Annotated in this window: 22 protein-coding genes and 2 pseudogenes; 7 read left to right on the forward strand and 17 right to left on the reverse strand. The window is 52.2% G+C overall.

What is annotated here, in order from left to right; translation table 11 throughout:
- Window positions 1–91: 91 nt before the first annotated feature.
- From E2L00_RS07365 to sdhC, 4 genes are read right to left on the reverse strand one after another with little or no spacing between them, the layout of a single operon-like run.
- Window positions 92–808, reverse strand: coding sequence for a succinate dehydrogenase iron-sulfur subunit (locus E2L00_RS07365; RefSeq protein ID WP_167609110.1), 717 nt, complete (start codon window positions 806–808; stop codon window positions 92–94).
- Between the two features lie 15 nt (window positions 809–823).
- Complete coding sequence (sdhA, locus tag E2L00_RS07370) at window positions 824–2,590, reverse strand: succinate dehydrogenase flavoprotein subunit (RefSeq protein ID WP_167609112.1); 1,767 nt, start codon at window positions 2,588–2,590, stop codon at window positions 824–826.
- Entirely contained in the window at window positions 2,590–2,937 is a 348-nt protein-coding gene (gene sdhD, locus E2L00_RS07375) for a succinate dehydrogenase membrane anchor subunit (RefSeq protein WP_167609116.1), read from the reverse strand. The genes sdhA and sdhD overlap by 1 nt, the downstream gene beginning before the upstream one ends.
- The gene (sdhC, locus tag E2L00_RS07380; protein ID WP_167609119.1) at window positions 2,931–3,335 is read right to left on the reverse strand and encodes a succinate dehydrogenase cytochrome b556 subunit; all 405 of its coding nucleotides are present in this window, start codon (window positions 3,333–3,335) and stop codon (window positions 2,931–2,933) included. The genes sdhD and sdhC overlap by 7 nt, the downstream gene beginning before the upstream one ends.
- Before the next feature lie 279 nt (window positions 3,336–3,614).
- On the opposite strand from sdhC, the gene E2L00_RS21940 reads away from it, so the two are divergent.
- Together E2L00_RS21940 and E2L00_RS07385 are read left to right on the forward strand one after the other, a co-directional pair.
- Complete coding sequence (locus E2L00_RS21940; protein WP_420808833.1) at window positions 3,615–3,773, forward strand: hypothetical protein; 159 nt, start codon at window positions 3,615–3,617, stop codon at window positions 3,771–3,773.
- Window positions 3,774–3,978: 205 nt separating this feature from the next.
- A complete protein-coding gene (locus E2L00_RS07385; RefSeq protein WP_167609122.1) occupies window positions 3,979–5,265 on the forward strand; it encodes a citrate synthase in 1,287 nt (428 codons plus the stop codon).
- A 90-nt stretch (window positions 5,266–5,355) separates the two neighbouring features.
- Here the strand turns inward: E2L00_RS07385 and nei are convergent, their stop codons facing one another.
- From nei to seqA, 9 genes and pseudogenes are all read right to left on the reverse strand, one after another.
- Window positions 5,356–6,147 carry an endonuclease VIII gene (gene nei, locus E2L00_RS07390; RefSeq protein WP_167609675.1) on the reverse strand — a complete coding sequence of 264 codons (792 nt, stop codon included), beginning with the start codon at window positions 6,145–6,147 and terminating at the stop codon, window positions 5,356–5,358.
- An 18-nt stretch (window positions 6,148–6,165) separates the two neighbouring features.
- Window positions 6,166–7,098 (reverse strand): 5-oxoprolinase subunit PxpC, encoded by a 933-nt coding sequence (gene pxpC, locus E2L00_RS07395; protein WP_167609125.1) that lies wholly within the window; start codon window positions 7,096–7,098, stop codon window positions 6,166–6,168.
- Window positions 7,092–7,748 carry a 5-oxoprolinase subunit PxpB gene (gene pxpB / locus E2L00_RS07400; protein ID WP_167609128.1) on the reverse strand — a complete coding sequence of 219 codons (657 nt, stop codon included), beginning with the start codon at window positions 7,746–7,748 and terminating at the stop codon, window positions 7,092–7,094. The genes pxpC and pxpB overlap by 7 nt, the downstream gene beginning before the upstream one ends.
- 20 nt (window positions 7,749–7,768) lie before the next feature.
- Window positions 7,769–8,512, reverse strand: a complete 744-nt coding sequence (locus E2L00_RS07405) for a type 2 GTP cyclohydrolase I (protein WP_167609678.1) — start codon at window positions 8,510–8,512, stop codon at window positions 7,769–7,771.
- A gap of 1 nt (window position 8,513) precedes the next feature.
- Window positions 8,514–9,339: pseudogene (locus tag E2L00_RS21585) on the reverse strand (FAD-binding domain-containing protein); the annotation flags it as partial.
- A pseudogene (locus E2L00_RS07415) lies at window positions 9,337–9,840 on the reverse strand (2-thiouracil desulfurase family protein); the annotation flags it as partial. The pseudogenes E2L00_RS21585 and E2L00_RS07415, both read right to left, overlap by 3 nt.
- 259 nt (window positions 9,841–10,099) lie before the next feature.
- Window positions 10,100–10,306 (reverse strand): YbfA family protein, encoded by a 207-nt coding sequence (locus E2L00_RS07420; protein WP_167609136.1) that lies wholly within the window; start codon window positions 10,304–10,306, stop codon window positions 10,100–10,102.
- Window positions 10,307–10,563: 257 nt separating this feature from the next.
- The gene (gene pgm / locus E2L00_RS07425) at window positions 10,564–12,207 is read right to left on the reverse strand and encodes a phosphoglucomutase (alpha-D-glucose-1,6-bisphosphate-dependent) (RefSeq protein WP_167609139.1); all 1,644 of its coding nucleotides are present in this window, start codon (window positions 12,205–12,207) and stop codon (window positions 10,564–10,566) included.
- Between the two features lie 22 nt (window positions 12,208–12,229).
- The gene (gene seqA / locus E2L00_RS07430) at window positions 12,230–12,784 is read right to left on the reverse strand and encodes a replication initiation negative regulator SeqA (RefSeq protein ID WP_167609141.1); all 555 of its coding nucleotides are present in this window, start codon (window positions 12,782–12,784) and stop codon (window positions 12,230–12,232) included.
- Between the two features lie 185 nt (window positions 12,785–12,969).
- Between seqA and ybfF the strand changes: the two genes are divergently transcribed.
- The 4 genes from ybfF to fur all read left to right on the forward strand — a co-directional run bounded on the left by ybfF (window position 12,970) and on the right by fur (window position 15,785).
- Window positions 12,970–13,746, forward strand: a complete 777-nt coding sequence (gene ybfF / locus E2L00_RS07435; RefSeq protein WP_167609144.1) for an esterase — start codon at window positions 12,970–12,972, stop codon at window positions 13,744–13,746.
- 135 nt (window positions 13,747–13,881) lie between these two features.
- On the forward strand, window positions 13,882–14,163 hold the full coding sequence (gene ybfE / locus E2L00_RS07440; RefSeq protein ID WP_167609147.1) for a LexA regulated protein: 282 nt from the start codon (window positions 13,882–13,884) through the stop codon (window positions 14,161–14,163).
- A gap of 339 nt (window positions 14,164–14,502) precedes the next feature.
- Window positions 14,503–15,033: a flavodoxin FldA gene (fldA, locus tag E2L00_RS07445; protein ID WP_167609151.1), complete on the forward strand. Its 531-nt coding sequence runs from the start codon at window positions 14,503–14,505 to the stop codon at window positions 15,031–15,033.
- A 299-nt stretch (window positions 15,034–15,332) separates the two neighbouring features.
- On the forward strand, window positions 15,333–15,785 hold the full coding sequence (gene fur / locus E2L00_RS07450) for a ferric iron uptake transcriptional regulator (RefSeq protein WP_167609681.1): 453 nt from the start codon (window positions 15,333–15,335) through the stop codon (window positions 15,783–15,785).
- A gap of 84 nt (window positions 15,786–15,869) precedes the next feature.
- Here fur and chiQ read toward each other — a convergent pair whose 3' ends face one another.
- The 4 genes from chiQ to nagE form a co-directional block, all read right to left on the reverse strand.
- Window positions 15,870–16,202 carry a ChiQ/YbfN family lipoprotein gene (gene chiQ / locus E2L00_RS07455; RefSeq protein ID WP_167609684.1) on the reverse strand — a complete coding sequence of 111 codons (333 nt, stop codon included), beginning with the start codon at window positions 16,200–16,202 and terminating at the stop codon, window positions 15,870–15,872.
- Between the two features lie 40 nt (window positions 16,203–16,242).
- On the reverse strand, window positions 16,243–17,640 hold the full coding sequence (gene chiP / locus E2L00_RS07460) for a chitoporin ChiP (protein ID WP_167609154.1): 1,398 nt from the start codon (window positions 17,638–17,640) through the stop codon (window positions 16,243–16,245).
- Window positions 17,641–18,099: 459 nt separating this feature from the next.
- Window positions 18,100–19,767, reverse strand: coding sequence for a glutamine--tRNA ligase (gene glnS, locus E2L00_RS07465; protein ID WP_167609157.1), 1,668 nt, complete (start codon window positions 19,765–19,767; stop codon window positions 18,100–18,102).
- A 187-nt stretch (window positions 19,768–19,954) separates the two neighbouring features.
- Window positions 19,955–21,976: an N-acetylglucosamine-specific PTS transporter subunit IIBC gene (gene nagE, locus E2L00_RS07470; RefSeq protein WP_167609160.1), complete on the reverse strand. Its 2,022-nt coding sequence runs from the start codon at window positions 21,974–21,976 to the stop codon at window positions 19,955–19,957.
- Window positions 21,977–22,309: 333 nt separating this feature from the next.
- On the opposite strand from nagE, the gene nagB reads away from it, so the two are divergent.
- On the forward strand, window positions 22,310–23,110 hold the full coding sequence (gene nagB / locus E2L00_RS07475) for a glucosamine-6-phosphate deaminase (protein WP_167609162.1): 801 nt from the start codon (window positions 22,310–22,312) through the stop codon (window positions 23,108–23,110).
- Window positions 23,111–23,127: the final 17 nt, after the last annotated feature.

Genomic DNA, 23,127 nt, shown 5'->3' on the forward strand with positions numbered 1-23,127 from the left:
ACGGCCCGCGAAGGAACCTTTAAAAACTGTCTACATGGCAGTTTTTAAAGGTTTCCTGCAATTCCCCCTCCCTGCGGGAGGGGGAATAACATTAAGCGCTTCTTTGCAGCAGCATCGACTTAATATGGCCGATGGCTTTCGTCGGGTTCAGCCCCTTAGGACATACACTGACGCAGTTCATGATGCTATGGCAGCGGAATACGCTGAAAGCGTCGCTCATCCCATCCAGACGACTGGCCGTCTCAGTGTCGCGACTGTCGATCAGGAAGCGATAGGCGGCCAGTAAACCTGCCGGGCCGATGAACTTATCCGGGTTCCACCAGAACGATGGGCAGGAGGTCGAGCAGCAGGCGCACAGAATGCACTCGTACAGACCATCCAGTTTTTCACGCTGCTCCGGCGACTGTAAATGTTCACGAGCCGGCGGATTTTGCCCATTATTCAAAAGGTAAGGCTTAATCTTCTCATATTGAGTATAGAACTGCCCCATGTCCACCACCAGATCCCGCACAACCGGTAAACCCGGCAGAGGACGGATAACAATCTTCTGTTTTCCATTGCCCAGCGCGGAGATTGGCGTGATACAGGCCAGACCGTTTTTACCATTCATGTTCACGCCGTCGGAGCCACAAACCCCTTCACGGCACGAGCGGCGAAAAGCCAGCGTCGGATCTTTTTCTTTCAGTTGAATAAGCGCGTCAAGCAACATCATGTCGCGCCCTTCTTCTCCTTCCAGGGTGTACTCCTGCATACGCGGAGCATCGTCAACGTCCGGGTTGTAGCGATAAATAGAGAATTCGAGTTTCATCACTTTGCTCCGCTATTAGTAAGTACGCACTTTCGGTGGGAATGCCGGACGCAGTTTCGGCTGCATGTTCACCTCGCGGCGGGTCATGCTTTCTGAGTCTGGCAGATACAGGCTGTGGCACAGCCAGTTCGCATCGTCGCGGTCCGGGTAGTCGAAGCGGCTATGCGCCCCACGGCTTTCAGTGCGGAAGTTAGCAGAAACAGCGGTAGCAAAAGCGGTTTCCATCAGGTTATCCAGCTCCAGACACTCCACACGCTGGGTATTGAACTCGCTGGAGGTATCATCAAGACGGGCGTTCTTCAGGCGCTCGCGGATAACTTTCAGTTGCTCAAGCCCTTTGGCCATCGCGTCTCCTTCGCGGAATACCGAGAAGTTATGCTGCATGCATTCCTGTAAATCTTTGCGAATTTGCACCGGATCTTCACCGTCGCGGTTACCGTTCCAGCGATTCAGGCGTTCCAGCGCAGCATTAATCTGTTCTTCGCTGGCATCGCGCAGTTCACCCTGCTCGGTGATAGACTCCAGCAGATGCAGGCCGGCCGCGCGACCAAAGACGACCAGATCCAGCAGCGAGTTACCGCCAAGACGGTTAGCGCCGTGTACCGATACACAGGCGATTTCGCCAACGGCGAACAGGCCCGGAATCACTACGTCTTCGCCCTGCTCATTTACCGTCAGCGCCTGGCCGGTAACTCTGGTCGGAATACCGCCCATCATATAGTGGCAGGTTGGGATAACCGGAATTGGCTCTTTGATAGGGTCAACGTGTGCGAAGGTGCGGGAGAGCTCCAGAATACCCGGCAGACGGGATTCGAGCACTTCTTTACCCAGATGATCGAGCTTCAGTTTTGCGTGCGGGCCCCACGGACCCTCGCAGCCGCGACCTTCGCGGATTTCGATCATGATGGAACGCGCCACCACGTCACGACCCGCAAGATCCTTCGCATTCGGCGCATAACGCTCCATAAAGCGTTCGCCGTGTTTGTTCAGCAGGTAACCGCCTTCGCCGCGGCACCCTTCGGTGACCAGAACCCCCGCACCGGCGATACCGGTTGGGTGGAACTGCCACATTTCCATATCCTGTACCGGAACGCCTGCGCGCAGCGCCATGCCAACGCCGTCGCCGGTGTTGATGTGGGCGTTAGTCGTGGACTGATAAATACGGCCCGCGCCGCCGGTCGCCAGCACGGTTGCTTTCGCCTTAAAGTAAACAACTTCCCCGGTTTCGATGCACAGCGCGGTACAACCTACTACTGCGCCATCGTCGTTTTTCACCAGGTCTAATGCATACCATTCGGAAAAAATCGTCGTTTTGTTTTTCAGGTTCTGCTGATAAAGCGTATGCAGAAGAGCATGGCCTGTACGGTCGGCCGCCGCTGCGGTACGCGCCGCCTGTTCGCCGCCGAAGTTTTTCGACTGGCCGCCAAACGGACGCTGATAAATTTTTCCATCATCAAGACGGGAGAACGGCAGACCCATATGTTCCAACTCCAGAATCGCTTCCGGGCCGGTTTTACACATATATTCAATGGCGTCCTGGTCACCGATATAGTCGGAACCTTTTACCGTGTCATACATATGCCATTCCCAGTTGTCTTCGTGGGTATTACCAAGCGCTACGGTGATACCGCCCTGCGCAGACACGGTATGGGAACGGGTTGGAAAGACTTTAGACAGTAAGGCACAAGTCTGGCCTGACTGGGAAATTTGCAGCGCGGCGCGCATACCTGCGCCACCGGCACCGATGACGACTGCATCAAACTCTCTGACTGGTAAATTCATTACACACCCCACACCACAACAAATCCATAAATGACGTAAACCAGCAGAGCCACAACGATAAGAAGCTGTAACCCAAGGCGAATCGCTACCGGTTTAACGTAGTCGGTCAACACCTGCCACATGCCAATCCAGGCATGGATTAAAATCGAAAACAGAGCCAGCAGGGTGAACACTTTGGTGAAGGCGGAGGCGAAGAATCCACGCCAGACCTCGTAGGTTAAATCACCGGTGACGGCGAAAAAACCGATCATATAGATGATGTACAGGGTGAGTACGATGGCGGTGGCACGAACCAGCAAAAAGTCATGCACGCCATTGCGACCTAATGCGGAGGCATTGCTTACCATACGAGGACTCCTGCGAGAATTGAAAGCACGACAGTAATAACAAAGCAGATATTTGCGGATCGTTTGCCCGCTGCAAAAGTTTCTTCCAGATAACCGACATCCATCATCATGTGGCGAATCCCGCCAACGGCGTGATAAGCAAGTGCGGTAAGAATGCCCCACATAATGAACTTAACAAAGAAGCCGCTCATCATTGATGAGGCAGAGAGAAAACCTTCCGGGGAGGAGAGTGACAGACCCAACAGCCAAAGCAGAATGCCGACAGCCACAAAGGTGATCACGCCGGATACACGATGGAGGATGGAAGCGATGGCAGTCACGGGAAACTGGATCGTTGAGAGATCCAGATTGACAGGTCTTTGTTTCTTCGCATTTTTTATCATGAATAGCGCCCACATGCTGTTCTTATTGTTTCCTTCCTCCGGATCTGCAGGCGGGGTCAGACAGCGTGAACTTTCTATAACTGTGCGTCATGCAAAAACAGCTACGTCCAGATGCCAAAAAAGCTGGCTACAACGCTGGGTGGCGCCCGGTGGCAAGGTATTCCGGAGACCTGGCGGCAGTATAGGCGCTTCACAAAATCATTACAATTAACCTACATATAGTTTGAAGGGTTTTGCTCGAAACAGTGAGCAGGATCACGATAACAACATTATTTTAAAATTTAATCATCTGATTTGACAAAAGTTAAACATTCTTGTTACAAACAAGGCCAGAAAAGCCGTATAATTCGTAAAAGTTATGGGGTCAGCCTTTCACCTGAGAATAAGTTATGTAACAGTGTATCGGCCTTGACCCAGTCAATCAGGACAGTTATTAGTGGTACACAGGTTTGAATGATATGGACTGCTAACACCCTGATTTGCTGATTTTTCGCCTGCGTGGCTACGTTACCTGCAAGCGCCCATCGCTCTGTACCCTGCTGTATCCCTTTCGAAACAGAGCTGCGAGCCAAATAACAAACTGGTAATGAACACGGCGGGTTCGAATGCAAATCGGGCGCCCGCAGTCTTATGAAATAAGGCGCTAAGGAGACCGTAAATGGCTGATAAAAAAGCAACCCTCACCTACAATGGTGATGATGCTATCGAACTGGATGTGCTAAAAGGCACGCTCGGTCAGGATGTAATTGATATCCGTAGTCTTGGTTCTAAAGGTATGTTTACTTTTGATCCGGGTTTCACCTCCACCGCATCATGCGAATCAAAAATCACCTTTATCGACGGTGACGAAGGTGTTCTGCTGCACCGTGGTTTCCCGATTGATCAACTGGCAACCCACTCCAGCTATCTCGAAGTATGTTACATCCTGCTGTACGGCGAAAAGCCGAACCAGGAAGAGTTTGACGAATTCCAGACTACCGTCACCCGCCACACCATGATCCACGAGCAGATCACCCGTCTGTTCCACGGTTTCCGTCGTGACTCACATCCAATGGCCGTTCTGTGCGGCGTGACCGGCGCGCTGGCCGCGTTCTATCACGATTCTCTGGATGTGAATAACCCGCGTCACCGCGATATCGCCGCCTTCCGTCTGCTGTCCAAAATGCCGACCGTTGCCGCGATGTGTTACAAATATTCTATTGGTCAGCCGTTCGTCTATCCGCGTAACGATCTGTCCTATGCCGGTAACTTCCTGAACATGATGTTCTCCACGCCGTGCGAGAAATACGAAGTTAACCCAATTCTGGAACGCGCAATGGACAGAATTCTGATCCTGCACGCTGACCACGAGCAAAACGCTTCCACCTCAACCGTGCGTACCGCAGGCTCTTCTGGCGCAAACCCATTTGCCTGTATCGCTGCTGGTATCGCTTCCCTGTGGGGGCCTGCGCACGGCGGTGCTAACGAAGCCGCGCTGAAAATGCTCGAAGAAATCAACAGCGTTGAACACATTCCGGAATTCATCCGTCGCGCGAAAGATAAAAATGATTCTTTCCGCCTGATGGGCTTTGGCCACCGCGTGTACAAAAATTACGACCCGCGCGCCACCGTAATGCGTGAAACCTGCCATGAAGTGCTTAAAGAACTGAATCTGAAAGATAACAGCCTGCTGGAAGTGGCGATGGAGCTTGAACATATCGCGCTGAACGACCCGTACTTCATCGAGAAGAAACTCTACCCGAACGTGGACTTCTACTCCGGCATCATCCTGAAAGCGATGGGCATCCCTTCTTCCATGTTTACCGTTATCTTCGCGATGGCGCGTACCGTGGGCTGGATTGCGCACTGGAACGAAATGCACGACGACGGCATCAAAATTGCCCGTCCACGCCAGCTGTACACCGGCTACGAGCAGCGTGACTTCAAATCTGATTTGCAAAAATAAGCTCTGACTGGCGGATGGCGCATTGCTTATCCGCCCTACGATTGTTCAGGCGAACGTAGGGCGAATAAGCGTCAGCGTCATCCGCCAGATTTAAAGCTGACAATGCGGACACCAGTAAAAAGGCCGTGAAGAAAGCATCGTTTTTTCTATCACGCCGCCGCAACGCGCGCATTTCTTCCCTGCCTGATGAAACACTTTAAAGCTAAAAATAGCGCCGTGATGTTTATTTTCATCCACGCTGCCACGCGTATTGTACGAAAGCCGTGGGATATCCAGCAGCGCGTTTGCAAGCCTGTCGAGCTGAACGTCGGTAAGATCCTGCGCTTTATGCTGCGGAGCAAGCCCAGCGTGCCAGAGGATCTCAACCCGCAGATAGTTACCTAAACCTGCAAGAAAAGCCTGATCCAACAGCAGGCCGCTGAACTGTCGCTTACGAAATCTCGCCGACAAGAGACGCTCTTTCACCTGCTGCGCCGTCAGCGTTAAATCCAGCACGTCCGGCCCGACACGCAGCAAAAAAGGATGCTTCAGCAGTTGTTCATCGTCGAACATGGCAATGTCGGAGGCGCTGTAGAGCAAAATAGCTTTGTCCGCCGTCTGCAATTTTACCCGCAGCACGCGCGTGGTTTGCGGTATGTCTCCTGAATTCACCACGCGCCACACGCCATAAAGCTGGTTGTGGCTGTACAACGTAGTGCCGTTAGAGAAACGCGTCAGCAACGCTTTCCCCCGCGTTTCTATTCGCTCAACTTTTTGTCCAATCAACGCCTGTTCAAAGGTTTTTAATTCAGGAAAAGCAAACCAGACATCGGTTAGAGGCTTATCTAAAACGGCGGCTTCAAGCGCGTCCGCCGCGCGTCTAATTTCCGGTCCTTCAGGCATCATAACCCCTGGGTTAAATCAATCGCCATCATTAAGCCGCCACGCCAGTTGCTCAAGGTAGACCTGCCGATCGTGGCGAGCTTTAAGCGCTTCTTCCAGCGTGCATTGCACAAAGTGGACAGGCTCACCCAGACGCAGCTGCGCCAGGTGATACATATCCGCTTCAATCACGCAGGCGATTCGCGGATAACCGCCGGTTGTCTGCGCATCGTTCATCAGGACGATTGGCTGTCCGTTATGCGGCACCTGCACGACGCCAGGCAATAAGCCATGGGATAACAACTCGCGATCGGTATTTCGTTCTAAACGCTGCCCCTGGAAACGGTAACCCATGCGGTTACTCTGCGGGCTGAGCTGCCAGGGCAGGCGCCAGAAGTTTTCCTGCGCGGAACGGCTAAATTCGTGGTATTCAGGGCCCGGCAGCGCACGAATGCGGTTGCCCCACAGCAGCTGCTTTACGCCGCGCGCCTCGCGGAAAAGGCGTTTTGCCGGCAGAAGCGGAATCGTATCGCCGTCCTGTAACAGACGCCCGGAAAATCCGCCGACCTGCGCTTTTAAATCGGTGCTTGCTGACCCCATCAACAAAGGAATATCCAGCCCGCCCGCAACGGCGACATAGCTGCGCATGCCTCTTTGCGGAGATTTAAGCCGGAGCTGTTGCCCGGCTTTCACCGGCAACCGCCACCCTGTCCAGACAGCATGCCCGTCCAGCTCCGCATGACAGCCCGCGCCGGTTAAAGCAAACCAGCCATCCTGCGAAAACTCAATCACGCACTGACCAAGCGTAATTTCTAACGCGGCGCTTTCGGGGTCATTTCCCACCAGTAAATTAGCGATGCGCAAAGCTGGACCATCCAGCGCGCCGCAGCGGCTGACGCCCAGCTGGCGATAACCATAACGCCCATTATCCTGCACAGAAGTGTGCATTCCGGCACGAATAATCTTCAGCACACGCCCTCCTTCTGAGGCACAAAGCGCACGGTATCGCCCGGCGCTAACAACGCTGGCGGTTCAACCGCGGGATTAAACAGTTTTACGGATGTCTGGCCGATAATCTGCCAGCCGCCGGGCGTCGCAAGAGGATAGATTCCCGTCTGGCTGCCGCCAATCCCCACGGATCCGGCAGGCACCAGCAAACGAGGCTCTGCACGACGCGGCGTTTGTAACGACGCTGCAAGCCCGCCAAGGTAAGCAAATCCCGGCTGAAAACCGAGGAAATAAACCACGTATTCGGCGCAGGAATGCTGCTCCACCACCTGACGGGGCGTCAGGCCGCTATGTTCCGCAACCACGCTAAGATCCGGCCCAACGTCGCCGCCGTAGATCACCGGGATCTCAATGCGACGTGAGTCAGGGATCATCGCTTCACTTTCTTCCCACCAGCGCTGGATCCTTTCGATGCCGTCCAGCGCCAGACTCTGCGGCTCGCGCAGCACGATCGTAATGTTATTCATGCCCGGGATCGCTTCCCGTACCGCATCGGCTTCTTCCAGCCTGCGGGTCAGCCCCCAGATACGTTGCTGGCTTTCAAGGGATATCGGCGGCTCCAGTTCCAGAACCACCGCGCTTTCACCTAATAGATAACACCGTGCTCTTTGCACTTTTCCTCCTGAATACCGCGTTATGCCGGGTTAGGAATATCGATAAAGGTAACGTCCAAATCCGTTTCGCTGTTAAGCCAGTCGCTCAACGCCTGGATACCGCCGCGTTCGGTCGCGTGGTGTCCGGCGGCATAGAAATGCAGGCCTTGCTCACGCGCCGAGTGAATGGTTTGCTCGGAAACTTCGCCAGTAATAAACGCATCCACGCCAAAACGTGCGGCGCTATCGATAAAGCTTTGCCCACCGCCGGTGCACCAGGCGATGCGACGAATTTGATCCGGCCCGGTATCGCCACACCACAGCGGCGTGCGGCCAAGCCGCATTTCAATCCATGAAGCAAGTTCCACGCCGGAAAGCGGCGTTGAAAATTCGCCCCACGGCACCAGCGGCTCTATTTCCCCTTTGGTTTCAATGCCCAGCAAAGAACCTAACTGCGCGTTATTGCCCAGTTGCGGATGCGCATCGAGCGGCAGATGCCAGCCGTAAAGATTGATGTCGTTTGCCAGCAGCGTTTTCAGGCGGTTACGCTTCATGCCGCGAATAACCGGCGATTCCCCTTTCCAGAAATAGCCGTGGTGCACAATCACCGCATCGGCATTCTGACGTACCGCCTCGTCCAGCAGCGCCTGGCTTGCCGTTACGCCGGTAATGATTTTACGAATCTCTTCGCGTCCCTCAACCTGCAGGCCATTTGGCGCATAATCGCTTATCGTCGCGCTGTTGAGCTTCTCGTTAATCAGGCGTTCCAGTTCGCTATTTTTCATCTTATTGGCCTTCCGGTTTTCGGGCCGCCTCATCGGCGGCAAGTGTCGCAGTACGTGCCTGCTTATGGTCAACAATCGGGCGCGTATAGTCCAGCATCTGCTGCTGTTTATTGGCCCAAATCCAGGTGAATGGATATGTTTGCCCGGAACGGCGTTGGTTTCGGGCGCCCAGCGACGAATAAATGCCCCTTCGGCATCAAATCGTTCCCCCTGCGTGGTGGGATTGAAAATATGGAAATAAGGCGCGGCATCGGTGCCGGTAGACGCTGCCCACTGCCAGCCGCCGTTATTTGCCGCAGGATCGCCATCCAGCAGCTGCGACATAAAATAGCGCTCGCCTGCCCGCCAGTCGATAAGCAAATCTTTTACCAGGAAGCTGGCAATAACCATCCGCAGACGGTTATGCATCCAGCCCGTGGTATTTAACTGACGCATGGCGGCATCCACAATCGGGTAGCCGGTTCGTCCCTGCTGCCAGGCTTCAGGCGTTCTTCATCCTGATGCCGGCGCACCTTCTCTGTCCATGGGATAAACGGATGAAAGCGGCAAAGCTTAGGGTAAGCCACCAGCAGATGACGATAAAAATCACCCCACATCGGCTCGTTTAACCAGCTCGCTCCCGTCCCGCCTTCCAGCGCCTGCGGATGTTCTGCGGGTAAACGATGCAGGCACTGACGCGGTGATATCACCCCAGGCGTCAGTTAAGGCGATAAACGACTGGCGCCTTCGGTTGCCGGAAAAGCTCGTTGCTCAGGATAATCGGCGACAGGACGCAGGCAAAATGCCTGAGGCTTTTCGATTGCCGCACGTTCGCCGAGGAGAAAAAGCGTGTAAATACGTTCGACAAAATTCTCGCGGATGGCGGGATCCTGTAAACGACCATCTTTTTCAACGAGTAACCACGGCATTTGCCTTTTAAGCTCTGCGGTAAAGGCTCCTGTACCGCTTTTACGATTATTATTTCCAGCAGGTTCGTAAACCCATGCCCGCTCCATGCCACAGCTCGGGGATTTCGCGCAGAAAATATAACCGCGGAGATGCTCCAGACCTGCGATATGTCCGGCAGCGAACCGCTGCATCGTCTGGGTTAAATCCCCTGCCGTATGATTGCTGAAACGCAGCGCGATTTCGCCGTCGGCTGATTTAATTAAACGCCAGGCCGGGCGCGACGCGGGTAAGCCAATCGCCCTCTCCGGGCAAACGTGTTCAAAACGTACCCAGGAAGCAAGCTCGTTGACGGCAAATGCCAGCCGTTTATGGCCGTCATCAAAGCGGACATTTTCCCCAGGTAAACAGGCGCTGATACCGACCGGGATATTGTCACACATGGGCTTGCTCTTTACGCTGAACGTTAAGTGTAGCAAGTCGCCATAACAAAAAGGCTACCTCTCAGGGTAGCCTTCAGACTGGTGATAAATCCTCAACCTGCACAGGTTGAACATATATCACCAGGTAAAAAATATGGAAAATCAATCGATTGATTTTCGGCAGAGCAACCACAAAGAAGGGAAAACCACGTTTTTTCCTTCTTTGTCAGCAATCTCAAGGCTGCCTCTCAGGGTAGCCTTCGTCGCCTTAATGCGGCACTCAATAGAAGTCGCCGGAGGCGGCTTCCGCCTGAGCCATCCAGACCGGTTGATCGCTCGTTTTTGACCATACGCGATGCAGGTAGCTGTAAAAACGCGCGCGATCTTTCCAGAACAGCATCACCGGCAGCGCCAGTACGCCAACAACTACCGCGAAGGCGCGTCGCAGGATGACCTGATGCGCAGGATATTCTTTGTATAAAGACATAGGCTTCTCCCTTTATTTTGTGACCGGTAACAAACTCCGGAAATTTAAAACTTGTTATCTGGCTAAAATAGTATCGCAATGGATGAAACTTTACTACTCATCCGACCACCAAAACGGCGTTATTGAGGGAGATTTACAATTCGTGGCGTAACTAAGTTACAGAAAGGTTAAATAAAAACTAAACATTAGTTAACTAGTGGTTATGCTGGTGACGGGTATAAAAAAAGCGCCTTGCGGCGCTTTTTCAGTTTTGAATCTTATTTCGCGTTTTTCAACACTTCGCTGACTATCTCTACCGCTTCTTTCTCTATCTGCTGACGATGCTCAGCGCCCAGGAAACTTTCACAGTAGATTTTGTACGCGTCTTCCGTGCCGGATGGACGAGCCGCAAACCAGCCGTTCTCTGTCATCACCTTCAACCCGCCGATAGATGCACCGTTGCCCGGCGCCGCCGTTAAGCGTGCGGTGATCGGGTCACCCGCCAGGGTATCAGCGCTGACCATTTCCGGAGACAATTTCGACAGCGCAGCTTTCTGTGCGGAGGTAGCAGAAGCCTGCAGACGATTATAGCTTGGCGCGCCGAAGCGGGCTGCCAGCTCGTCATAATGCTGCTGCGGGTTCTTACCGGTTACTGCGGTAATTTCTGCCGCCAGCAGGCACATGATGATGCCGTCTTTATCGGTTGACCATGGCGTACCGTCAAAGCGCAGGAAGGAGGCGCCGGCGCTCTCTTCGCCACCAAAACCGAAGCTGCCGTCAAACAGGCCGTCGACAAACCATTTAAAACCAACCGGCACTTCCACCAGCTTGCGACCCAGATCGTTGACCACGCGATCGATCATCGCAGATGAAACCAGCGTTTTACCGACCGCCACATCTTTACCCCACTGCGGGCGATGCTGGAACAGATAATTAATCGCCACGGCCAGATAGTGGTTCGGGTTCATCAGGCCTGCCGGGGTAACGATACCGTGGCGGTCGTAATCCGGGTCGTTGGCAAAGGCCAGATCGAACTTATCGCGCAGCGCCAGCAGCCCTGCCATCGCGCATTCGGACGAGCAATCCATACGAATGGCGCCGTCTTTGTCGAGATGCATAAAGCGGAAAGTCTGATCAACCTGATCGTTTACGATGGTCAGGTCCAGATTGTAGTGCTTCGCGATACGCTGCCAGTATTCGATGCCGGAGCCGCCAAGCGGATCAACGCCCAGCTTCAGGCCCGCTTTCTGGATGGCTGCCATATCAATGATATCCACCAGGCCTTCGATAAACGGCTGCACCAGATCCAGCTCTTTTACGTGCCCGCTTGCCCAGGCCTCGTCAAGTGAAATACGTTTCACCTCTTTCAGGCCGCCTGCCAGCAGCGCGTTTGCACGCTCTTCAATAACCCTGGTTACGTTAGTATCGGCCGGACCACCGTTGGGCGGATTGTATTTGATACCACCGTCTTCAGGCGGGTTGTGCGAAGGCGTGATAACGATACCGTCCGCCTGAGCGCCGCCTTTTTTGTTGTGCACCAGAATCGCGTTAGAGACCGCAGGCGTTGGCGTATAGCCATTCGCCTGCTGAACAATGACGTCCACACCGTTTGCCGCCAGCACTTCCAGTACAGAGATAAACGCAGGCTCGGACAGGGCGTGCGTGTCCTTACCGACATAGCACGGGCCGGTGATGCCATTTTTAGCACGATCTTCAGCAATCGCCTGAGCAATCGCCAGGATATGCGGTTCGTTAAAGCTATGACGAGCCGCGCTGCCACGGTGACCGGAAGTGCCAAATTTCACCGCGTGTTCGCTATTACCCGCTTCTGGTTTCAGCACGTAGTACTGGGCCGTTAGCTGGGCTACGTTAATCAAATCGCTCTGTTGCGCAGGTTGACCTGCACGGTTGTGGTTAGCCATTGGCCCTTCCTTTTGACGCAGATTAAATAGTGCCGCAAACCTTCTCAATCAATTCCGCCGGGAACTGCATTGATTGCATAATATGTTCGATCATGCTGCATTTGCGACCCGTATTGGTATTGGTGATAACCCAGTATGGGGTGCCCGAAACGTGTTTTGGTTTGGTCTGATTGCCGTTAGCCAGCAGCGTTTGTTCGTTGCCGGCAAAATAGATGCGGGTACGACCATGCAAAGACTCAGTGGCTTCGCCAAAGGTTTTCGCATCCAGCTGATAGAGCGTAGAAAGCACCATCATGAAGCGATTAACGGCTTTCTTTTGTTCCGCATACTCATCAGAGAGTAGCAACTCACGAACGGCCCGCACGCGATTGCTAGCCTGATTTACAGGTTTTTCTTCGGAAACAGAGGTTGCCGCAGATTGTGCGGAATTGGCTGTAGGAGTAGTCGTCGCTGCGGAAGTCTGACCGGCGGTAAATTTCAACATACGCCGTAAAATATCGGACGCGCTCTCGCCAATGTGTTGCGTGTGGCTGGCAATATAGCGATATAGCTCGTCATCAACTTCAATCGTTTTCATCTTCATCCAGTGCGATATCTTATTCTGAATACAAGTCGTTGGGATTATAAGGGCAAATCCCAACAGCGGGTAGCGCCAAACAGGTGCCGCCTGGTAAAGCCAGATTAAACTGAATGTTTGCGGCACTGCGGCAGGAATATCTTCATGATACCCTAACCCTACGAATCAAAAAAAAGAACTTTGCCATGAAATTAAACGCTCGCCTGCAAACTACGCAACAATCGACCAGCAATTCCCCTGTTGTGCTCATCCACGGCCTGTTTGGCAGCCTTGATAACCTCGGCGTGCTCGCCCGCGATCTCGGGCAGGATCGCACGCTGCTGCAAATCGATTTGCGTAATCACGGCCAGTCTCCCCGCAGCGATGAAATGACCTATCCGGCGATGGCGCAGGATGTTCTGGAAACCCTGGACGAATACGGTTTTGAGAAAGCGATAATTATCGGCCATTCTATGGGCGGCAAAGTAGCAATGGCCTTAACGGCTATCGCGCCTGAGCGTATCGCCAAACTGGTGCTGATCGATATCGCGCCGGTTGATTATCAGGTACGTCGCCACGATGAAATCTTCGCGGCGATAAACGCCGTGAGCGACGCCGGAGCGAAGACGCGTCAGCAGGCCGCAGCGTTGATGCGCGAATATGTAAAAGAAGAAGGCGTGATTCAGTTCCTGCTTAAGTCGTTTGCCGAAGGCGAGTGGAAGTTTAACGTTCCTGTACTGTGGCAGCAGTACGAAAATATTGTCGGCTGGCAGACTATTCCCGCGTGGAACCATCCCGCGCTATTTATCCGCGGTGGCGCTTCGCCTTATGTTGATGAAACGCACCGGGATGCGCTGCTGGCCCAGTTTCCTCAGGCGCGTGCTCATGTGGTTGCTGGTGCCGGACACTGGGTTCACGCCGAGAAACCGGAAGCGGTTTTACGCGCCATTCATCGTTTTATCGATGAATCTTTCCCAAACTGATTAAAAACAGACCGACTGGCCGCAAGTTGCGGCTAACGCGTTGGCGCGCCGGACTCGCTGATGTATGATGGCGCGCTTAAATGCGCCGGAGCATTCTGCTCGCAGCATCCTGAATTCCCTGTCAGTACTCTAATCATGGCAAAAGAACAAACGGACCGTACAACTTTAGATCTGTTCGCGGACGAGCGTCGCCCGGGGCGGCCAAAAACTAATCCGCTAACGCGCGATGAGCAACTGCGTATCAATAAACGTAACCAGCTCAAACGCGATAAGGTACGCGGCCTGAAGCGAGTAGAACTAAAGCTCAACAACGACGCGGTGGATGCGCTTAACCAGCTTGCTGAAGCCAGAAATATCAGCCGCAGCGAGCTGATTGAAGAGATGTTGTTGGCGCAGCTAAAACAGCATCTGAGCTAAACGTTCGCCATTCCCCCGTTATTAATGAAAGTGGCGCTTAATGCGCCAGCATGCTTGCTGACAAACAAGGAAAAAACGTGGTTTTACCTTGTTTATGATTATCAGTCGAAAATCAATGAGTTGATTTTCCAGTTTATTTTCCGAGTGATCTTTTTCAGAACTTCGCAAGCCATGAGATTTGTCATCACTCTAAGTGGCGCTTAAAACGCCAGCATGTTGCAGTCTGTGCACAGCGCCGTGATAGCTGTTTCCGCACCGTGGCCTGTTCTGCTATGATTGCCCTATCTGTGGGCAATTCTCCGCCACCATACCATTAAGTTTCAAGAGGTTATTTAACTCATGGCAATCGTAGGCATTTTTTTCGGCAGCGATACTGGTAACACCGAAAATATCGCAAAAATAATTCAAAAACAGCTCGGTAAAGATGTTGCTGAAGTGCGTGACATTGCGAAGAGCAGTAAAGAAGATCTCGAAGGTTTCGATATTTTGTTGCTGGGTATCCCTACCTGGTACTACGGCGAAGCGCAGTGCGACTGGGATGACTTCTTCCCGACGCTTGAAGAAGTTGATTTCAACGGCAAGCTGGTGGCGCTGTTCGGCTGCGGCGATCAGGAAGATTACGCAGAGTATTTCTGCGACGCGCTGGGCACCATTCGCGATATCATTGAACCTCGCGGCGCGGCAATCGTAGGCCACTGGCCAACCGCTGGCTATCATTTCGAAGCCTCTAAAGGGCTGGCAGACGACGATCACTTCGTAGGTCTGGCTATCGACGAAGATCGCCAGCCGGAGCTGACCGCCGAGCGCGTAGAGAAATGGACCAAACAAGTTGCTGACGAGCTGAATCTGGCTGAAATTCTTAATGCCTGATGCAATACGGCGCAAAAAAAGCTTTTGCGCCGTATTGATAGGTATTACCAATGAAAATAATTGCTACAATTTTGTAACTTTTCTGGCTATCTCTGTACAATATCCCACAGGTCATCTTTGCTAAACTGCCAGCAAATAGCGACTCGGCCACGATTTTTTAGCTGTGTTATGCTTCACATTTACAGGTTCTATTTAGACGTGGCTGTACTATACCCACACGAGAAGGGTATATAATGAGATGCATTCACTTAACGCTCAACGAGTTCGAGCAAAACGTTAAGCAACAGGACAATTTCCGCATGACTGACAACAACACCGCATTAAAGAAGGCCGGCCTGAAAGTCACGCTTCCGCGATTAAAAATCCTTGAAGTGTTGCAGGGTCCGGTGAACCACCACGTCAGTGCGGAAGAGTTATACAAACGTCTGATTGATATGGGTGAAGAAATTGGTCTGGCTACGGTTTATCGCGTGCTGAACCAGTTTGATGACGCAGGTATCGTTACCCGTCATAATTTTGAAGGCGGCAAATCAGTGTTCGAGCTGACTCAGCAGCATCACCACGATCATCTGATTTGTCTGGACTGTGGCAAAGTTATTGAATTCAGCGATGATTCAATCGAAGCCCGCCAGCGTGAGATCGCCACTCGCCACGGGATCCGCCTGACCAATCACAGCCTTTATCTTTATGGCCACTGCGCCGAAGGCGACTGTCGTACTGACGAAAACGCCCACGAAATCAGCGAAAAGTAATCCGCATTCCGGCTGCCATCGCTTGGGAGCCAGACATAAAAAAGCCGGTGAGGAAACTTACCGGCTTTTTATTGCCTCAACAACTCAGCGGTTACTGACGCGAATCTCTTGCCAGATCTTATCGCATTGCGCTTTCGCTGCCCGATCGTTGCCCGTGCGGGTTGCCTGGATGCAGTTCTGGTAATCCAGAGTGCGGACCGTTTCCTTCTTCGCAAATTCCTGATGCTGCTTCTCCTGAGCAAGTATGTTCAGCACGCGCTGGCAGGCCTGGATTTTGTCCGGGTTGCCTTCTGCGGTGTTAATACAGGCGCTGTACGCTTCATTTAACTTTGAATCCTCAGGTGCCGACGTTGGCTGCGCGCACGCGGTCAATCCCAGAGCGATAATGAACAGCAGGATGATTTTTTCATCAGGGATATCCTTAATAAAACCGGACGCGTTAGCGCCCGGAATCAAATCAGAAAATGGTGAACGGTGCGATAACGATGAATTTCACGTCACGCTCATCCTGGAAAATGTTGCCGTAACCACCGCCCCAGCTCGGGATATCTGAGTGGTTGTCGTACTGGGTGAAGTGCAGCTTGAACAGCGTGCCTTTCGCACGGCCATCCTGCACGGTATAAAGCGCATCGAGACTGTAAGAAGACTCTTTCAGGCGGCGATCCGCATCGTAATATCCGTCAGTGGTCGGCGCAGAGCCTGGCTTCGCATCCCAGGCGTAAACGTAAGAAGCGCCGACCGCCCAGCCGGCCAGGTCCCAGTTGCTCAGGTCATACATAGCGCCAGCAAATACCGCTTTCTCGCCATTGGCGTTGAAGTCGGAGCGGTTATCCCACCATATATCAAGACGGCCATTTGAAGAGGCATAGGTTGGGGTCATGCGCTGCAGGAAGTAGCCTTGCTGGCCGTCGGCCTTAACTATGGTCCCTTCCAGACGCAGGTCAACCTGACCAATTTTGTAACCGAGGGTCAGCGCCTGCAACCACGCAGTACCGTCATAAATATCGTTAACGCCGCCGTTGGAAACTTTGTCGCGCGTACCGTAGAACTGATAGCTTGTGGTCAGCGGGCTGCCAGCGATATCAAATTTATAGCTTGCTTTAGTGAAGTATTGATCGACATACCCTTCTGCCTGGCCGAATGCCGCTTCGAGCACAAGATCGTTTTTGAAGTCATACTTCGCGCCGACCGAGTGCAGATAGTCGACTTTGGTGTGCTTATCGTTCTGATAGAACTTGTCCATTTCCAGATGCCATGGCGCTTTATACTCGTTCGCCCACATCCAGGAGAAGCTCAGCGCGCCCGCATTACCATAATCAAAATTCGCGCCCGCTTCTGCTCCCTGATAGGTGCCCGGCATAAAGCTCCAGTGCGGCGCTAACAGCGTCTGGCCGGTTGGCTGAATATAACCCGCACGCGCCCAGACCGGACCATACTTAAATTTTGCCGCAGCTTTATAAACACTGATGCCGCTTTTATCACCGGAATAGTCTTCTGAGTAGGCTTTATTTTTAGAAGAAAATGCAATTTCGTTCGGGTGTCCGCTATTTCCATTTTCTGCCATTTCGATAGCGGTAAACGCCGCAAAATCGATACCAAACATATCGGCCGCATAGCCGGACTGAAAGTCCAGGTTGGCGTTCCAGGTAGAATGGGAAAGATTGGTCTCGTATTTATTGGTATTAACATCTTTACGGTCACGTTCACGCTGCCAGTAATAGATGCCGCCGGTGAGCGTTGAATCATCAACCAATCCCGCACCGATTGCCTGCGGAACGACAACAATGCCTGAAAGGGCCGTGACACCTGCGATTGCAAGCGCCAGCGCACTACGTTTGCCACTAAACGTACGCATAGTAAAATCCTCTTTGACGTATAAATAATCACCCGGCGTAAAACACCTGACGGTGAAAAATAAAAAATGCCTGACGGCTAAAAAGCGGTTATGAATATTTTCCCCGCATTACTGCTGACATAAGACTATTTTTCGCGACGCGAATTATCAATGACTTTATAAGAGGTAATTCCTGTATTATGACGAAGTGCACATAATCTATGAGAATTTGTAACAATTTGGCTGGATGGAATTTTATGCCATTAAATTTATATTATTAAGCATAAGCACGTAAATGAGAGCGTTTTCATAAAAAGTAATGAGAATTTTTACCAAACCAGGTCAATGGCAGACAATTATTATTTCGCTCCGTTTAATGAATTAATTCTCGACGCGAATATTTATAATTAATTAACCCGTTGAGCGATAAGCGAAAAAAAACGCCGCTTAAAGCGGCGTTTGATATTTCAGCCCAGCGGATTAATCACCGATTTTTGCCCAGGTGTCGCGCAGACCAACGGTACGGTTAAAGACCAGTTTGGTAGCGGTTGCATAACGGCTGTCGAGGCAGAAATAACCTTCACGCTCAAACTGGTACGCTTTGCCTTTCTGCGCATTTTGCAGGCCTGGCTCAACGAAACCTTGTTTGATAACCAGAGATTCCGGATTAATTGTCGCGAGGAAATCTTCCGCGCTACCCGGATTCGCTACGCTAAACAGGCGGTCGTAGAGACGAATCTCCACCGGCAGCGCATGGGCAGCGCTTACCCAGTGAATGACGCCTTTCACTTTACGACCGTCCGCCGGGTCTTTACTCAGCGTTTCAGGGTCGTAGGTGCAGTACAGCGTAGTGATATTGCCTTGCGCATCTTTCTCAACGCGTTCGGCTTTAATCACATACGCGTTGCGCAGGCGCACTTCTTTGCCCATCACCAGACGCTTGTACTGCTTGTTCGCTTCCTCACGGAAATCGGCGCGATCGATATAGATTTCGCCGCTAAAAGGAACCTGACGGCTACCCATTTCAGGTTTGTTAGGATGATTAGGCATAGTGACCATCTCTTCCCCATCCTGCGGATAGTTTTCGATGATTACTTTCACCGGATCCAGCACGGCCATCGCACGCGGCGCGTTCTCGTTCAGATCGTCACGGATGCACGATTCCAGAGATGCCATCTCAACGGTGTTGTCCTGTTTAGTGACGCCGATACGTTTGCAGAACTCACGGATAGAAGCCGCGGTATAACCACGACGACGCAGACCGGAAATAGTTGGCATACGCGGGTCATCCCAGCCCTCAACAATCTTCTCGGTCACCAGCAGGTTCAGCTTGCGCTTGGACATGATGGCGTATTCAAGATTCAGACGTGAGAATTCGTACTGACGTGGATGAGCAGGAATAGTAATGTTGTCTAACACCCAGTCGTACAGACGACGGTTGTCCTGGAACTCCAGCGTACACAGCGAATGGGTAATGCCTTCCAGCGCATCGGAAATGCAGTGGGTGAAGTCATACATCGGATAAATGCACCACTTGCTGCCCGTCTGGTGATGATCGGCAAATTTTATACGGTAAATAACCGGATCGCGCATCACGATAAAAGGCGATGCCATATCGATTTTTGCACGCAGGCAAGCGGTACCTTCGGCAAATTCACCGTTACGCATTTTTTCGAACAGCGCGAGGTTCTCCTCGACGGTGCGATCGCGATATGGGCTGTTTTTGCCGGGCGCCGTCAGGGAACCACGATATTCGCGGATCTGCTCGGGCGTCAGCTCGTCAACATACGCCAGGCCTTTATTAATCAGCTCAACGGCGTAGTTAAACAGCTGGTCGAAGTAATCAGATGAGTAGCGCACGTTGCCGGACCAGTGAAAACCTAGCCACTCTACGTCGTGTTTGATGGAATCTACGTATTCGATGTCTTCTTTTACCGGGTTGGTGTCATCGAAACGCAGATTGCACTGGCCCTGGTAATCCTGCGCGATACCAAAGTTCAGACAGATAGATTTTGCATGGCCGATGTGCAGATAGCCATTCGGCTCCGGCGGGAAACGAGTGCAGATACGGTCATGCTTACCATTGGCCAGATCTTCATCGATAATCTGGCGAATAAAGTTAGTTGGGCGGGCTTCAGCCTCACTCATCGCGGATTCCTCAAGACAAAACTTTCGTTAACGGTGCATGATCTAATAAGCAGGCGCGGGAAACAACCTTTAGTTGCACAAATTAGGTGAACGCGATTACAGCGAAGGAGGTTTAATTCGGAGCAATAAAAAAGCGGCTGAAGATTAACCCCAGCCGCTTAAGGCACAAATGCTTACTCAGGAGCGATTACTTGCCTTTAATCTCATACAGCGGCGTCTGACCGGCAACCACGTGACCCTGAGCCTGAAGAACCAGCCCGCTGAAGTCATCGATGTTGCTGCAAACTATCGGGCTAATCATGGAACGAGCGTTAGCGTTCAGGAAATCCAGATCCATTTCCAGAACCGGCTGACCGGCTACCACTTCCGCACCCTCTTCCACCAGGCGAGTAAAGCCTTTACCGCCAAGTGCTACGGTGTCAATGCCCATGTGGACAACGATTTCCGCACCCTTTTCCGTCTCCAGGCAGAACGCATGGTTGGTGTTAAAGATTTTCACGATGGTGCCCGCCGCCGGCGAGACAACGGTTTTATCCGTTGGCTTCACGGCTACGCCATCGCCTACCGCTTTGCTGGCAAAGGCTTCATCAGGAACCTGGTCCAGCGCAACCACGTCACCGGTTACCGGCGAAACCAGCGCCGCGATGGTAACTGCATTTGATACGGCCTGTGGTTTAGCCGTAGTCGTAGCAGCAACGGGGGCGGTAGGCGCTTTTGCCGCAGGAACATCACCGGTAGTTTTCATGGCGTTGGCGATTTTCTCAGCCACAAAGCCCACGATAATTTGCACGCTGGTTTTGTTCAGGCGAATCACACCGGTTGCACCCAGACGTTTAGCCAGAGCTTCGTTAACCAAAGAAGAGTCTTTCACGCTCAGACGCAGACGCGTGATACAGGCATCAATACCGGTCAGGTTAGCAGAACCGCCAACCGCCGCGATGTACTGACGAGCCAGACCAGAAACGTCCTGATTTGCTGTACCGCTAACGTTCACATCCTGACCATCGGTCTCATCACCGGCAACCGCCAGTTCACGACCCGGGGTTAACAGGTTGAATTTGGTGATAGTGAAACGGAACACCACGTAGTAAATCACGAAGAACACGATACCTTGCGGGATCAGCATCCACCAGTGTGTTGCCAGCGGGTTACGGGAAGAAAGCACCATATCCACCAGACCTGCGCTGAAACCGAAACCTGCAATCCAGTGCATGCTTGCGGCGATGAACACGGAAATACCGGTCAGCACGGCGTGGATAACGTACAGAACCGGAGCAACGAACATGAAGGAGAATTCCAACGGTTCGGTGATACCGGTAAAGAACGCGGCGAAGGCAGCCGCCATCATGATACCAGCCACTTTCGCTTTATTTTCCGGGCGAGAGCAGTGATAGATAGCCAGTGCTGCACCCGGCAGACCGAACATCATGATTGGGAAGAAGCCAGCCTGGTAACGACCGGTGATACCAACAACCGCTTTACCTGCTTCGATGGACTGCGCGCCGCCGAGGAAGTTAGGGATATCGTTAATACCGGCAACGTCAAACCAGAATACGGAGTTCAGCGCATGGTGCAGACCAACAGGAATCAGCAGGCGGTTGAAGAAGGCGTAAACGCCCGCGCCTACGGAGCCCAGCTTCTGGATATGCTCACCAAAGTTGACCAGACCGTCGAAGATCATCGGCCAGACGTACATCATGATGAAGGCCACAACGATCATCACGAAAGAGGTGAGGATCGGCACCAGGCGGCGGCCGCTGAAGAACGACAACGCTTTCGGCAGCTCGACGCTGCTGTAACGGTTGTACAATTCCGCAGAGATAATACCAACCAGAATACCCACGAACTGGTTGCTGATTTTACCAAATGCCGCCGGAACCTGCTCCGCCGGAATTTTCTGGATCATGGCAACCGCTGCTGGAGAACACAGAGTGGTCAACACCAGGAAGCCAACAAAGCCGGTCAGCGCTGCGGCACCGTCTTTATCTTTGGACATACCGTAAGCCACACCAATGGCGAAAAGTACGGACATGTTATCAATAATGGCAGAACCAGATTTAATGAAGAACGCCGCAAGCGCGTTATCTCCACCCCAGCCAACCGGGTCAATCCAGTAGCCTACCCCCATCAAAATTGCTGCTGCAGGTAGTGTAGCCACGGGCACCATCAGTGCGCGGCCAATTCGTTGTAAATAACCTAGAATACTCACTTTATTCCCCCTATGAGACCCTGTTAAGGCTCGCTCAAAGCAGTGTTTTTATTGTCTTAACTACCTTATATAAACGGCGACGATTCACATCACACCTGAAGTGTGAAAAAAATTAATTCGTATCGCAAATTAAATGCGCGCTTTTTGTGACTATAGTCACCAAATATCGCTATAACACCCCCCTTTGACTGGCTATCCCGCAAAACTTATTTTATTATTCAAAAAATCGAGACAGATTGCTCCCTCAGGTGCCGGTATAAAACTGGTTTACCCTTAGAAGGGTGAATATCAATCTGGCTATACCCGTTTCTATTAACTCTTAAGAGGTGAATGATGAGACTGATTCCCCTGGCTACTCCGGCTCAGGTCGGCAAATGGGCAGCTCGCCATATTGTTAAGCGCATCAATGCATTTAACCCAACCGCAGACCGTCCTTTCGTGCTGGGTCTGCCAACCGGCAGCACGCCGCTCGAAGCCTATAAAGCGCTGATAGAGATGCATAAAGCAGGCCAGGTCAGCTTTAAAAACGTCGTCACCTTTAATATGGATGAATACGTCGGTCTGCCAAAAGAGCATCCGGAAAGCTATCATACATTCATGCACAAAAATTTCTTTGATCATGTTGATATCCCAGCAGAAAATATCAACCTGCTAAACGGTAATGCGGAAGACGTTGACGCAGAATGCCGTGCTTACGAAGAAAAAATTCGCTCCTACGGCAAAATCCACCTCTTTATGGGCGGCGTGGGCAACGATGGTCATATCGCGTTCAACGAACCCGCTTCTTCTCTGGCGTCCCGTACCCGTATTAAAACCCTGACTCATGACACTCGCGTGGCAAACTCCCGCTTCTTTGACGGCGACGTGAGCCAGGTTCCAAAATACGCGCTGACCGTGGGCGTCGGCACCCTGCTTGACGCAGAAGAAGTGATGATTCTGGTGCTCGGCCATGTGAAAGCGCAAGCGCTGCAGGCAGCCGTGGAAGGTAACGTCAACCATATGTGGACTATTAGCTGCCTGCAACTGCATCCGAAAGCGGTTGTGGTGTGCGACGAACCATCCACTATGGAGCTGAAAGTGAAGACGTTGAAATACTTCAACGAACTTGAAGCAGAAAATATTAAAGGCCTTTAAGCACTGATTTTTACCGG

The sequence above is a fragment of the Cedecea colo genome, from assembly GCF_011808225.1.
Classification (GTDB): domain Bacteria; phylum Pseudomonadota; class Gammaproteobacteria; order Enterobacterales; family Enterobacteriaceae; genus Dryocola; species Dryocola colo.

Excerpts from the sequence above, each read along its gene's own strand:
- E2L00_RS07365 (WP_167609110.1), bottom strand. The coding sequence starts at position 808 with ATGAAACTCGAATTCTCTATTTATCGCTACAACCCGGACGTTGACGAT.
- sdhA (WP_167609112.1), bottom strand. The coding sequence starts at position 2,590 with ATGAATTTACCAGTCAGAGAGTTTGATGCAGTCGTCATCGGTGCCGGT.
- sdhD (WP_167609116.1), bottom strand. The coding sequence starts at position 2,937 with ATGGTAAGCAATGCCTCCGCATTAGGTCGCAATGGCGTGCATGACTTT.
- sdhC (WP_167609119.1), bottom strand. The coding sequence starts at position 3,335 with ATGTGGGCGCTATTCATGATAAAAAATGCGAAGAAACAAAGACCTGTC.
- E2L00_RS07385 (WP_167609122.1), top strand. The coding sequence starts at position 3,979 with ATGGCTGATAAAAAAGCAACCCTCACCTACAATGGTGATGATGCTATC.
- nei (WP_167609675.1), bottom strand. The coding sequence starts at position 6,147 with ATGCCTGAAGGACCGGAAATTAGACGCGCGGCGGACGCGCTTGAAGCC.
- E2L00_RS07405 (WP_167609678.1), bottom strand. The coding sequence starts at position 8,512 with ATGAAAAATAGCGAACTGGAACGCCTGATTAACGAGAAGCTCAACAGC.
- E2L00_RS07420 (WP_167609136.1), bottom strand. The coding sequence starts at position 10,306 with ATGTCTTTATACAAAGAATATCCTGCGCATCAGGTCATCCTGCGACGC.
- pgm (WP_167609139.1), bottom strand. The coding sequence starts at position 12,207 with ATGGCTAACCACAACCGTGCAGGTCAACCTGCGCAACAGAGCGATTTG.
- seqA (WP_167609141.1), bottom strand. The coding sequence starts at position 12,784 with ATGAAAACGATTGAAGTTGATGACGAGCTATATCGCTATATTGCCAGC.
- ybfF (WP_167609144.1), top strand. The coding sequence starts at position 12,970 with ATGAAATTAAACGCTCGCCTGCAAACTACGCAACAATCGACCAGCAAT.
- ybfE (WP_167609147.1), top strand. The coding sequence starts at position 13,882 with ATGGCAAAAGAACAAACGGACCGTACAACTTTAGATCTGTTCGCGGAC.
- fldA (WP_167609151.1), top strand. The coding sequence starts at position 14,503 with ATGGCAATCGTAGGCATTTTTTTCGGCAGCGATACTGGTAACACCGAA.
- fur (WP_167609681.1), top strand. The coding sequence starts at position 15,333 with ATGACTGACAACAACACCGCATTAAAGAAGGCCGGCCTGAAAGTCACG.
- chiP (WP_167609154.1), bottom strand. The coding sequence starts at position 17,640 with ATGCGTACGTTTAGTGGCAAACGTAGTGCGCTGGCGCTTGCAATCGCA.
- glnS (WP_167609157.1), bottom strand. The coding sequence starts at position 19,767 with ATGAGTGAGGCTGAAGCCCGCCCAACTAACTTTATTCGCCAGATTATC.
- nagB (WP_167609162.1), top strand. The coding sequence starts at position 22,310 with ATGAGACTGATTCCCCTGGCTACTCCGGCTCAGGTCGGCAAATGGGCA.